Below are 12,496 nucleotides of genomic sequence, written 5' to 3'. Positions count from 1 at the left end.
GTCAATATTATTTTCTCTGGTATTTTGTGGTACTTTGCCTCCGCTGCTTTCACAGCGACATGTGTTAATATACCACGTTTGAATTTGTTTTACAACATCTATTAATAACCGTATAACGTCGTTATCTGCAAATAACATTGTTATACTCAAGTATACATCGAAATGCTACGAATTACTTTTGTCCAGTTCATTTTTTATTGATTTAAAATCCTCCCATGCAGGATACTTTTTCTCTGGATCTCTTAAGAGTGCTGCCGGATGATACGTAGCTATTATCTTTACGCCTTTTCTTTCTATCCACTGTCCTCTCATAACAGTTATCTTAAAATCTTTATCAATTATGGCTTTTGCTGCCGTAGCACCTAAACATACGATAATTTTTGGAGCTATTATAGCAACTTGATTTCTCAGATAAGGTAAGCATGCATCTACCTCATTTTGCAGCGGGACTCTATTATTAGGCGGCCTACATTTTACTATATTTGCTATATATACATCTTCTCTTTTTAAGTTTATCGCTTCAAGCATTTTATTTAGTAGCTGACCTGCTCTCCCAACAAATGGCCGTCCCTGCAAATCCTCGTCTCGTCCAGGTCCTTCACCTATAAACATTATCTTAGACTTTAAATTTCCTTCACCAAAGACAACATTGTTCCTGACATTGTGCAGCGGACATTTTGTACAATTCATGCATTCTTTCATAAGTTCTTTCAAAGGCAATAATGACATTAAAACCACCCTTCTGTTTTAAAAATTAGCCTTTTTGTACTTTTCTCTTTCACTTTCATAAAGATTATTACCATACATGTCAATTGTGACGATGACAGGGAAATCTTCTACAGTAAATTCATGTATCGCCTCTGGTCCCAAATCATCATACGCAACTACTTTAGACTCTATCACTCTTTCTGATAGTAATGCGCCAGCACCACCAATTGCCGTAAAATACACAGCATGGTACTTCATCATTGCGTCGACTACTTCTTTATTTCTGTATCCTTTTCCAATCATCCCTTTAAGACCAATCTCCAAAAGTTTCGGCGTGTATGCATCCATTCTGCCACTTGTAGTAGGTCCACAACTTCCTACCGCTTGGCCAGGTTTTGCAGGACAAGGTCCTACATAGTAAATTACTTGATTTTTTATGTCAAAAGGCAATTCTTGCCCATTATCTAAAGATTCTACCATCCTTTTATGTGCAGCATCTCTGGCAGTAAAAATTCTACCTGTAATCAAAACAGTATCGCCAGATTTTAAATTTTCTATGACTTCTTCTGTTAAAGGTGTATTTATCTTCTTATACATTTTCCCCTCCACATTTTTAATTTGTTTTTATAGTATAGCTGTCGCATGTCTTGTAACATGGCACGATATATTTACAGCTACTGGAAGCATTGCTATATGGGTAGGATATTTTTCTATATTTACCGCTAGCGCAGTTATACTACCTCCCAATCCTTGCGGTCCTATGCCAAGGCTATTTATTTTTAATAAAAGTTCTTCTTCTAGTGCTCTTATATCATCATCATTGTTCCTTTGATTGATAGGCCTTAAAAGGGCCTTTTTAGCAAGCAACGGTGCGTACTCAAAATTGCCACCTATTCCAACGCCTACTATAAGCGGCGGACATGCATTAGGGCCTGACGCTTCAACTGTATCAATTATAAACTTCTTTACACCTTCAATGCCGTCGGAAGGCTTCATCATCTTTAGCGCACTCATATTTTCACTTCCTGCACCTTTTGGTGCAACTGTAATTTTTAATTTGTCGCCGCCTACAATATCATAATGTACGATAGGTGGTGTATTGTCATTTGTGTTGATGCGTATGAATGGATCACTCACAATTGATTTTCTTAAATACCCATTGAGATATCCATCTTTAACACCATTATTTATAGCATCATAAAGACTACCACCCACAACATGGACATCTTGTCCTATCTCAACGAAAATCACCGCTACGCCTGTGTCTTGGCATATTGGCATTTTTTTTACCTTGGCAATCTTAGCATTTTCAATTATACTATTCAGTATTTCTATTCCTGTTTCGCTAACTTCCTCATAAGCCTTTTCCTTCAATATATTTAAAACGTCTTGCGGTAAATTATAATTAGCTTCTATGCATAAAAGCTCCACAGTTTTTTTTATATCATCCGCTTTTACCTCTCTCATAAGTACACCTCATTCTAAATAAATACCATCAAAATAATAATACTACAACTTCTATTTTCTTAAAAGATTTTGTAAAATAATCGTTGTAAATTATAATTTAATTGAGGTGATTTTTATGGAAAAATTAATTGTATATACACTTCCAACATGTCCAGATTGTGCAGAGGCTAAAAGGTTTTTAAAGGAAAATGGTATAGATTTTGAAGAAAGAGACTGCTCTATAGATATATACAGAGATGAGCTATTAGACAAATATAAAAGAAGAATCGTTCCAACTCTTATCTACAAAAATGAAATAATAACAGGCTTCTCACAAAACAAGCATCATATAATGAAGCTTTTAGGTATCAACTAATAATAAAATAAAAAATGATAGAAACTATTAAAAAAGCGTTCTATCATTTTTTATTATTAGACTGTAAATTGTACAATTAAATATAATTTTTCTTATCTTTTATGTTCATTTGCTGTAAAAGTACAATTTTCCGTTTTCAATAAAATGACTTATCAAATCTCTATCGTATAAATAAGAAATAAATGCTGATATAGAAGAAAAATATATATAGTATTGATTGAAGTTGATTGGCAAATCATTAAGTATTACAATATTTTGAAGCAAAGTTTCTCTCGTTTGCGGTTCACCAAGTATTTCAATAATCATCTCTATATTTTTATTTATATTAGACAAATTTAAATCTATTAGCTTCAAAATTTCTTCTTTGTTTAAAACAGTATCCGCATGACTCAATACGAAGAAATCTGCATCAATTTCTTTAATTTTATTTAATGTATTTATACTGTTTTCAATATTGAATAAATATGGCAATGAGTATTTGCCTATTATCTTTTCACTAAAGACACTATCCCCTAAAAAACAAACCCTATCTGGTGTTAAAACGCCAACTTGTTCTACAGAATGGCCCATTATTGGTACTATATCAATTTTTTCATCTCCAATTTTATTTGTGCCATACTCAAGAACATAATCCACTTTATATGATTTTTTACTTTCTCCATGGCTTTTAAAAGAACTTGACGAAAACAATATATAGTCCCTGAGTTCCGGGTTCTCTATGTACAATCGCTCCTTATTTGATGTATAAATTTCGCACCCAGGGTACTGAGTCTTGAAGTATATATTACCACCACAGTGGTCCATGTGATTGTGAGTATTTATAATATATTTGGGATGCAATCCATTTTCTACTAATACATTGTCAATTTTTCTTGCTTGTCCATTGTTTATACCAGTATCTACTAATAGACAATTTTTGTTTTTATAGGTGTAAACACCAATATTTGTAGGATTATCTATGTAGTACGTATTTCTATTTATCTTATTTAAGTTCATGCGATTACCTCCAAAAATTACATCATCACATGATAATTTTACACCCTTTATTAACTTAAATCAAAGTAAGAGCCCCATGACAGACATCATGAGGCTAAACTATTTTAATATCTCTTTTTCTAAATTCTTTTTTTATCTCTTCTATTTTTGATGTGTCAGGAGGATTTATTCCTTTCAAACTATATGGTATCCCAAGTGCTTCGTATTTATACACACCCATTTTATGGTATGGCAGTATTTCAACTCTATCTACATTTTTTAATGATGATGCAAAATCAGCTAACTTCTTTATTTCTTCCATATTATCCGTTATACCCGGCACTATCACATGTCTTATCCAGACTTTTTTATCTATATCTGAAAGGTATTTCGCAAATTTTAACGTCTTTTTATTTGAAACACCTGTAAGTTTCTTATGACCTTCATCATCAATATGCTTTATATCAAGCAAAAAAAGATCTGTGTATTTTACAAGCTCTTCTACTTTTTCAATATCGACAAATCCCGACGTATCTATTGCAGTGTGTATTTTCTCTGTTTTAAGCTTCTTAAATAGATCTGTACAGAACTCTACTTGAAGTGTCGGTTCACCGCCACTCAATGTCACACCGCCGCCAGATGCTTTCATATATGGTATATATCTTTTCACATCATTAAATATTTCATCTGTAGATACTTCTTTTCCATCGTTTAAATGCCAAGTGTCAGGGTTATGGCAATATGCACATCTCAATAGACATCCTTGCATGAATACTACATACCTTACACCAGGCCCATCGACAGTTCCGCATGTTTCTATTGAATGTATTTTTCCCATAACCATGACACATCCTCCTTACAAAAAATTTACTTTTACATAGATTCATGGAATGTACGTGATATAACCTCCAGCTGCTGCTCTCTCGTTAGTTTGTTGAAATTGACTGCATACCCTGATACTCTTATGGTAAGCTGTGGATATTTTTCCGGATGGTCCATAGCATCAATAAGCGTGTCTCTATTTAATACGTTTATATTAATGTGGTGCCCAGATTTAAATGCATATCCATCCAATAAACCCACAAGGTTATTTATCTTGTCATCATTTTCCTTTCCTAGTGCATTTGGCACAATCGTAAACGTATATGATATTCCATCCAGCGAACTATCATAAGGAATCTTCGCCACAGAGTTCATCGATGCAACAGCACCTTTTGTATCTCTTCCATGCATTGGATTTGCACCAGGTGCAAATGGTTCACCGGCTTTTCTGCCATCTGGTGTAGCACCTGTCTTTTTCCCGTAAACCACATTTGACGTTATTGTCAAAACAGATAATGTTGGTATAGAATTTCTGTAGGTTTTGTGTTTCTTAAGTTTATTCATAAATCTCTCCACAATATCAGCAGCAATGGAGTCTACTCTGTCATCATCATTTCCGAACTTAGGAAAATCACCTTCAACTTCATAATCTACAGCTATGCCATTCTCATCCCTTATAGCTTTCACTTTTGCATATTTTATCGCACTTAATGAATCTGCCGCAACAGAAAGACCTGCTATTCCAAATGCCATCGTCCTTACAATGTCCCTATCATGTAAGGCCATAAGCGATCTTTCGTATGCATACTTGTCATGCATATAGTGTATTATATTCATAGCTTTTACATACACTTTAGCCAGCCACTCCAGCATGTTGTCGTATGCTGCCATGACTTCGTCAAAATCTAGATACTCTGATGTTATCGGATTGAATTTTGGCGCTACTTGAGTTTTGTACCTTTCATCGATGCCGCCATTTATTGCATACAGCAATGCCTTCGCAAGATTCGCCCTTGCGCCAAAGAATTGCATCTGCTCACCTGTCTTCATTGCAGATACACAGCACGCAATACTGTAGTCATCATTATAGATAGGCCTCATAAGATCATCATTCTCGTACTGTATTGAACTTGTGTCTATTGATACTTTAGCACAGAATCTTTTAAAGTTTTCCGGGAGATTTTTCGACCACAGTACTGTCAAATTTGGTTCCGGTGCAGGACCTAAATTGTAGAGAGTATTTAATATCCTAAACGAATTTTTAGTAACCAGAGGCCTTCCATCTACTCCTACACCGCCTATAGACTCAGTCACCCAAACAGGATCACCACTAAAAAGTTCGTTATAATCTGGAGTCCTTAAAAACCTCACCATTCTCAATTTCATCACGAAATGATCCATCAATTCCTGTGCTTGTTTTTCTGTCAACGTTCCTTCTTTAAGATCTCTTTCAATGTATATGTCAAGAAAAGTAGATACTCTTCCAAGCGACATAGCAGCACCATTTTGCTCTTTTATAGCTGCAAGGAAAGCGAAATACGTCCATTGAATAGCTTCTTTTGCATTTTTTGCAGGCTTTGATATGTCATACCCGTACTTTAAAGCCATCTCTTTCATTTCGTTTAATGCTTTTATCTGTTCTGTCAGTTCTTCTCTCAGTCTTATTGTAGCTTCATCAAATTCATCATAATCAAGCTCAAGCTTTTCTTTTTCCTTTTCTTCGATGAGTCTATCAATTCCATAAAGTGCAACTCTTCTATAATCACCTATGATTCTTCCTCTGCCATATGCATCTGGAAGACCTGTGATTATCCCTGCATGCCTAGCAGCCCTTATTTCCGGAGTATATGCATCAAATACACCGTCATTGTGGGTTTTCCTGTACTTTGTAAATATTTCTTCTACTTTAGGATCAAGCTTATATCCATATGCTTCACAAGCTTTTTTAACCATCCTTATACCGCCATATGGCATTATTGCTCTTTTAAGAGGTTTATCTGTTTGAAGCCCCACTATCTCTTCAAGGTCTTTATCTATATACCCAGCATCATGGGATGTTATAGATGAAACAGTTTTTGTATCAATATCAAGTACACCTTTTTTCAATTCCTCTCTCATAAGTTCAAGAACTTTATTCCATAGTTTAGTAGTATTTTCTGTAGGACCTTCTAAAAAGCTGTCATCGCCTTCATATAGCGTATAGTTCTTTTGAATAAAATCTTGAACATCAATTGTTTTTTGCCATTTGCCCTCCTGAAATCCTCTCCACTCATTAATCATTTTAATACCCCCTAAAATTTATTATGGTTTAATTATAACTGCTTTGTCTTTTGTAGTCAATATACTGTATACATTTCAGAAAATTTATTATATTTCCAACATCAATTATATTTTATCACTGTTTCAAATCAAAAAATATGATATATATCACATTATACTCTTTTATTTTTCTATATTTAGGATATAATTTATAAAGAAATCCTGTCAAAGTATATGGGGGAATTGAAATGGCAAAGATGCGAATTGATAAGCTTCTATCAAATACGGGGTTTGGAACTAGGAAAGAAGTAAAAGGCTTCATAAAAGAGGGTCTCGTAACCGTAAACGGCAGAACTGTCAATGATCCCGGGCTAATCATCGAAACTGATAAAGATGACATTATATTTAACGACGAAAAAATATTTTATAGAGAATATATATATATAATGATGAACAAGCCGAAAGGCGTTATTAGCGCTACTTATGATCCGTCAGAAAAAACCGTACTAGATCTTTTGCCAGATGATATTAAAGCAAGAAAGGTCTTCCCTGCAGGAAGACTTGACAAAGACACAGAAGGACTACTTCTTCTTACAAATGACGGCATACTGGCTCACAAATTGCTATCACCAAAAAAGCATGTGTATAAAAAATATTACGCAGAAATTTCTGGATTTATTGATGAAGATGATATTTCATTGTTTTCAAGTGGCATCGTTTTAAACGATGGTTATAAGACTATGCCTGCTGATTTAGAAATAATATCATCAGGTAGTATATCAAAAGTCTGCGTATCAATCAAAGAAGGGAAATATCATCAAATAAAAAGGATGTTTGAATCACTTGGCTCAAAGGTTATTTATCTAAAAAGGCTTTCTATGGGATACCTTAATCTAGATGAAAATTTAAAAGAAGGGGAATGGAGAGAATTAACAGATGACGAGTTAAAGCTACTCTTATCATCTGTCGAATAAATCATCTTAATTCACTAGTGGCACAATGTGAAATGATAATCGAAATAAGGCTTTCAGCTCCTTCATTGCTGTTGACACCATCTTCTGTTATAGCATCACTGCAGCCACCACTTGATTCATCGTACAAACTTACTCTTTTAGAATTTTTGCCGTAATACCACTCATCGCAAGCTAATGCTCTTTCTCTGTATTTTTCATTTCTTGTAATCTTGTAAGCATCTATATACATGAGAGCCATTGTATAAGCTTCTACAGGCTGCTCATCAAACTCTGCCATGCTTTTGCCTCTTTCATACCATCCTTTGCAGCCAACAGCTTTAAAATAACCATTTCTAAAGCATATAGAGTCTAAAAATTCTAGGCTTTTTAAAGCAATGTCTAGAATTTTTTCGTCTTTTAAGACAACATAAGATTTCAAAAGTGATAATGGAATAATTCCATTATCATATGATACAGTATCTTCAAACCACTTCCAATCACCATTTGAACTTTTTTCATACTCTTCAATGATATCATCTGTCAGTTCTGCTATTTTGCCTTTTATAAAATCTCTTTTAAATTTAGTTTCTGCATTATAAATGTTATATAAGCCTATTAGAGTATATGCTTTTCCCCTAATATATTTTAAATCATCAATAATAGGTAGTGATTTCTCAATCATCTTTATAGCAGGCAGTTTGATCCTATCTTCTAAAGGAGTATTCAATAAATACCCTAATGCCCAAATACATCTGCCAAAACAATCTTCAGAAAAATCATCGTCAATGAATCTCCTATCATATGCCATAAAATTTCTGAAATGACCATCTTCATCTTGTGCATACAATAAGAAAGACAAATATCTTTTAATCAAATTAAGGTATTTTTCCTCTTTATATTTTTCATACATCATGACAGAAGCTATTATTGCCCTTGCATTGTCATCCGTCGTATAACCATGTTTAGGATTAGGAATAGAACCAATTGTATGTTGCATCATTCCTGTATCGTCTGTCAGTATAAACAAATGATTAAACAAATTTCTGCCATTCATATAATGTCTCCTCCTGTTTATACTGCTTCTCTTGCATCATCCTCTAAATCTTCAAATATTCTCAAAAACATCTCTACGTATTCTAGTGCCACATTATCCCACATCATTGACTTTCCATAAACCCTCATTTTCTCCTCCATAAGTTGTTTCTTGTGGGGGTTCTCTATTGCAAACTTTATACATTTTGCTATAGAATCAGGATCTTTAAAATCAGCTAATAATCCTCTACCATCGCTTAAAATCTCTTCAGCATATTTGTACGGCGTCGAAACTACTAATTTTCCTAGCCCTGCTGCATATGCTAGTGTACCACTAACAGCCTGTTCTTTTCCGATATACGGTGTCATGTATACATCTGAAAGTTTTAAATATTCTACAATCTCTCTCTTTGTTAAATATTTATTAATAAACTTTACATTATCGTTTAAATCAAGTTCATTGACACGTCTTATTAGAAAATCTCTATAAACTTCACCATCAGACTTGACTATATTAGGATGCGTCTGTCCAAGAATAAGATACAGTATATTAGGATGTTCTTCTTTTACCTTTGCAATTGCTTCTATGCCATATTCTAATCCTTTGCCGGGACTTATGAGTCCAAAAGTGCTTACAACAAATTTATCACTATCAATATTGTATTTCTTTCTCAAACTTTCGCTAGATAGTGTTGGTAGATTTGGAACACCGTGAGGCAAAACGACTATCTTTTTTTCATCAACACCGTATACATTTAAAAGCAGTGGAATTGTATTTTTGGCCATAGTGATAACTCTCTTGCTTTTTCTACACAATTCCTGCAAAATATATTTCTGTTTATCTAGTGGATTCGATAATATAGTATGAAGAGTTACAACATAAGGTATTTTTAAATTATTTACAAGATCAAGGATGTACTCGCTCCATTCTCCACCGTATATACCGTATTCATGCTCAATTACTAATAAGTCAATTGAAGAATCATTCAATCTTTCAGCTAATTTTATATAGCTATTCCTGTCATGCTGCTGCAATTCATAAATAACATCATCATCATAATCATATTTTTTATCATTTATGGCAATTACCTTTGGCTCGTTTATTATTTTAATATCTTTAAGTTCATTTATTAAATCTTGTGTAAATGTCGCTATACCACATTCCCTTGGTGGGAATGTGCTTAAAAATGCTATTTTTATCTCTTTATTCTTCACCATTTCCATCACCCCTATTAACTTGCTACATAATCATTAATACTATTAGCATAAACTTCATCTTCAATCTTTCTCATTCCATCAATAACACTATTTGATGCTACAACTGCATTTATTAAATTTACATTTTTGTTAATCTTCACATTGTCCCATACGATGCTGTGCCTTATAATGCTGTTAGAACCTATATGAGTATTATCACCTATTACGACATATGGCCCAATATGTGCTTTTGCGTCTATTTTTACATTGTGTCCTATAAAAATTGGCTCTACTATTTTTGCTGAAGGATCTATAATGATATTTTTGCGTTTATAATTATAATCACTCATATCAACAAATTTACAATTATTTTTAAAAATGTCAAAGTGAACTTTTTTATATTTTTCAATTGTACCTATATCTATCCAATACCCACCATACCTATATGCAGCCATGCTACATCCTTTTGATAAAAGTTTTGGGTATGTATCCCTTTCTATTGACACAACTTCATCTTTTGGAATTTCATTTAGTAGCTCTGGCTCAAACACATATATTCCAGCATTTATCCATTTAGAATTTGTCTCATAAGGTTTTGGCTTTTCCTTAAATGCCGTAATGTAATCATTATCGTCATATTCAATTACACCGTATTGAGATGGATCTTCAACTTTAGTCATAGCAATTGTAGCTAAAGCATTTTTCGACTTATGATATTCTACAAGATTTTTAATGTCTATATCGCAAATAATATCTGAATTTAAAATTATAAATGTATCATCAAAAAATTCTTCTGCATTTTTTATAGCACCGCCTGTACCAAGAGGTATATCTTCTTTAATATAAGATACTTTTACGCCTAATTTTTCACCATCACCAAAATATTTTTCTATATGATTCGATTTATAACATGTACTTATTACTACCTCGTCTACACCTTGATGTTTTAATCTCAAAATGGTTGACTCTAACAAAGGCTTTCCCATTATGGGCACCATAGGTTTGGGAAGAAAATTCGTTAGAGGTCTTAGTCTTGTCCCTAATCCTCCAGCCAGCAATAAAGCTTTCATTCGAATTCCCCCTTTATTAAATTTTTATATTTAGAAATTATCAATATATTGCAGAATATTAAATAATGTGTGAAAAATATGATAGCACTATATTTTTTGTTGATATTAGCACTCTAACTGAAAGGCTGCTAACAATTAAAATTATAATCCTATTTATTCCATATGTCAAGAGTATTAATTGCTTATGTAAATGTTGTGAAATTGAGCATAAAATTGAAATTTAATAATAAGGCTTTATATTTTATACAAAGCCACCATCAACTGTTAAAACTTGTCCTGTTATAAATGAAGCCTCGTCTGACAATAAAAAAGATACTGCTTTGGCAACTTCATCTGGAGTTCCTAATCTTTCAAGAGACGTTCTTGATGCTAAATCCTCAATTATGTCATATGACAATTTCCTATTCATTTTCGTATCAATAACTCCTGGTGCTACACAATTGACACGAATATTTGATGGTCCTAATTCTTTTGCCAACGCCTTAGTAAAAGCTATAATACCACCTTTTGCAGCCGAATAATGTACTTCACATGATGCACCATATATTCCCCACATTGATGAAATATTTACAATAGCACCTTTTTTATTCTTTAACATATATTTTAAAGCACTTTGTGTACAATTAAATACTCCACCTAAATTTATATCTATCATGTGTTTCCATTCGTCCTCTGTTATGTCCATAAAAGGTTTTATCTGTGAAATACCAGCATTATTAACCAGATAATCTATCCGCCCAAATTTATCAAAGATATTTTTCATCATCATGTCTACTTCTGATCTATTGCTTATATCCGCTTTAAATATATCTGCGTAACCTAATTCTTCTTTTATATGCCTTTTTAAATTATTAGCACTCTCATGGCCGCTGTTATAATGAATTGCAACACACCCACCCAATTTAGCTAGTTCTTTACATATAAAGGAACCAATACCACCAGAACCTCCAGTTATTACTATGACTTTTCCATTAAACATAAAAACATCCTTTCATATAATCAAAAATAAAAAATATTCACTAATAAATAGGTTATACAAATACAAAGCAAAAATCAATATCATATAAAAATATGATATATGGAACAAGCTTTACACCTTTGATTTTTAAATCATTTTTTGATAGCTTCTACTGTATTTTTAGTCGTACTGTAAAGTCCTGATGCACCAAGGCCCATAGCAATACCCAGCAATATACCTTTCAATGTATCTCCTGGAGCTATGTACAATATTCCGAGAACTATTCCAAAAACTAGTGCTACTAAAGCAGAATACTTTTTTGGCAATCCAATTTGTTTTACTACCTCAACCAAGCCGATTATGAGAGGTATCAGCGATACATCATATACATCCATATGTAAGCCCCCTAAATTCTACTTTTCTACTAACATTATATTTTATCTTGTCTTTATTAATGCATAAAATAAAAAAGACTTCGCGCAAGCGAAATCTTTACAGTCTATGTGGAGCGGATGACGGGATTCGAACCCGCGGTCCTCGGCTTGGGAAGCCGATGCTCTACCACTGAGCCACATCCGCAAAATATTCTCTTTTAAATACAAAAATGGCTCCTCAGGTAGGGCTCGAACCTACAACCTACCGGTTAACAGCCGGTTGCTCCACCATTGAGCTACTGAGGAATATATTATCCGGCAGCGAC

Annotated in this window: 13 protein-coding genes and 2 tRNA genes; 2 read left to right on the top strand and 13 right to left on the bottom strand. The window is 33.5% G+C overall.

Annotated elements, in window-relative coordinates:
- Positions 1-165: 165 nt before the first annotated feature.
- The 3 genes from J2Z80_RS14415 to J2Z80_RS14405 are packed head-to-tail and all read right to left on the bottom strand — an operon-like array spanning position 166 to position 2,175.
- Positions 166-729: a uracil-DNA glycosylase gene (locus J2Z80_RS14415; RefSeq protein WP_209455007.1), complete on the bottom strand. Its 564-nt coding sequence runs from the start codon at positions 727-729 to the stop codon at positions 166-168.
- Positions 730-747: 18 nt separating this feature from the next.
- Positions 748-1,305: a Fe-S-containing hydro-lyase gene (locus J2Z80_RS14410; protein ID WP_209455006.1), complete on the bottom strand. Its 558-nt coding sequence runs from the start codon at positions 1,303-1,305 to the stop codon at positions 748-750.
- A 27-nt stretch (positions 1,306-1,332) separates the two neighbouring features.
- Positions 1,333-2,175, bottom strand: a complete 843-nt coding sequence (locus J2Z80_RS14405; RefSeq protein ID WP_209455005.1) for a fumarate hydratase — start codon at positions 2,173-2,175, stop codon at positions 1,333-1,335.
- A 115-nt stretch (positions 2,176-2,290) separates the two neighbouring features.
- Between J2Z80_RS14405 and J2Z80_RS14400 the strand changes: the two genes are divergently transcribed.
- Positions 2,291-2,530: a glutaredoxin family protein gene (locus tag J2Z80_RS14400; protein WP_209455004.1), complete on the top strand. Its 240-nt coding sequence runs from the start codon at positions 2,291-2,293 to the stop codon at positions 2,528-2,530.
- A 105-nt stretch (positions 2,531-2,635) separates the two neighbouring features.
- Here J2Z80_RS14400 and J2Z80_RS14395 read toward each other — a convergent pair whose 3' ends face one another.
- The 3 genes from J2Z80_RS14395 to pflB form a co-directional block, all read right to left on the bottom strand.
- Positions 2,636-3,526, bottom strand: coding sequence for an MBL fold metallo-hydrolase (locus J2Z80_RS14395; protein ID WP_209455003.1), 891 nt, complete (start codon positions 3,524-3,526; stop codon positions 2,636-2,638).
- 94 nt (positions 3,527-3,620) lie between these two features.
- Positions 3,621-4,349 (bottom strand): pyruvate formate-lyase-activating protein, encoded by a 729-nt coding sequence (pflA, locus tag J2Z80_RS14390; RefSeq protein WP_209455002.1) that lies wholly within the window; start codon positions 4,347-4,349, stop codon positions 3,621-3,623.
- A gap of 29 nt (positions 4,350-4,378) precedes the next feature.
- On the bottom strand, positions 4,379-6,607 hold the full coding sequence (pflB, locus tag J2Z80_RS14385; RefSeq protein WP_245301373.1) for a formate C-acetyltransferase: 2,229 nt from the start codon (positions 6,605-6,607) through the stop codon (positions 4,379-4,381).
- Positions 6,608-6,834: 227 nt separating this feature from the next.
- On the opposite strand from pflB, the gene J2Z80_RS14380 reads away from it, so the two are divergent.
- On the top strand, positions 6,835-7,560 hold the full coding sequence (locus J2Z80_RS14380) for a pseudouridine synthase (protein WP_209455001.1): 726 nt from the start codon (positions 6,835-6,837) through the stop codon (positions 7,558-7,560).
- Position 7,561: 1 nt separating this feature from the next.
- On the opposite strand, the gene J2Z80_RS14375 is transcribed toward J2Z80_RS14380, so the two are convergent.
- The 7 genes from J2Z80_RS14375 to J2Z80_RS14345 all read right to left on the bottom strand — a co-directional run bounded on the left by J2Z80_RS14375 (position 7,562) and on the right by J2Z80_RS14345 (position 12,476).
- Complete coding sequence (locus J2Z80_RS14375; protein ID WP_209455000.1) at positions 7,562-8,593, bottom strand: glycosyltransferase; 1,032 nt, start codon at positions 8,591-8,593, stop codon at positions 7,562-7,564.
- Between the two features lie 17 nt (positions 8,594-8,610).
- Entirely contained in the window at positions 8,611-9,789 is a 1,179-nt protein-coding gene (locus J2Z80_RS14370; RefSeq protein WP_209454999.1) for a glycosyltransferase family 4 protein, read from the bottom strand.
- Positions 9,790-9,803: 14 nt separating this feature from the next.
- Complete coding sequence (locus tag J2Z80_RS14365) at positions 9,804-10,838, bottom strand: nucleotidyltransferase family protein (RefSeq protein WP_209454998.1); 1,035 nt, start codon at positions 10,836-10,838, stop codon at positions 9,804-9,806.
- Positions 10,839-11,079: 241 nt separating this feature from the next.
- Complete coding sequence (gene ymfI / locus J2Z80_RS14360; protein WP_209454997.1) at positions 11,080-11,817, bottom strand: elongation factor P 5-aminopentanone reductase; 738 nt, start codon at positions 11,815-11,817, stop codon at positions 11,080-11,082.
- A gap of 131 nt (positions 11,818-11,948) precedes the next feature.
- A complete protein-coding gene (locus J2Z80_RS14355) occupies positions 11,949-12,191 on the bottom strand; it encodes a hypothetical protein (RefSeq protein ID WP_192401559.1) in 243 nt (80 codons plus the stop codon).
- A 109-nt stretch (positions 12,192-12,300) separates the two neighbouring features.
- A tRNA-Gly gene (locus tag J2Z80_RS14350) sits at positions 12,301-12,375 on the bottom strand.
- 26 nt (positions 12,376-12,401) lie between these two features.
- Positions 12,402-12,476 (bottom strand) — tRNA-Asn (locus J2Z80_RS14345).
- Positions 12,477-12,496 lie beyond the last annotated feature (20 nt).

The sequence above is a fragment of the Thermoanaerobacterium butyriciformans genome (genome assembly GCF_017874545.1).
GTDB lineage: Bacteria > Bacillota > Thermoanaerobacteria > Thermoanaerobacterales > Thermoanaerobacteraceae > Thermoanaerobacterium > Thermoanaerobacterium butyriciformans.
Note: the sequence above shows the minus strand (reverse complement) of the source record. Positions and strands in the feature narration are given on the sequence as shown.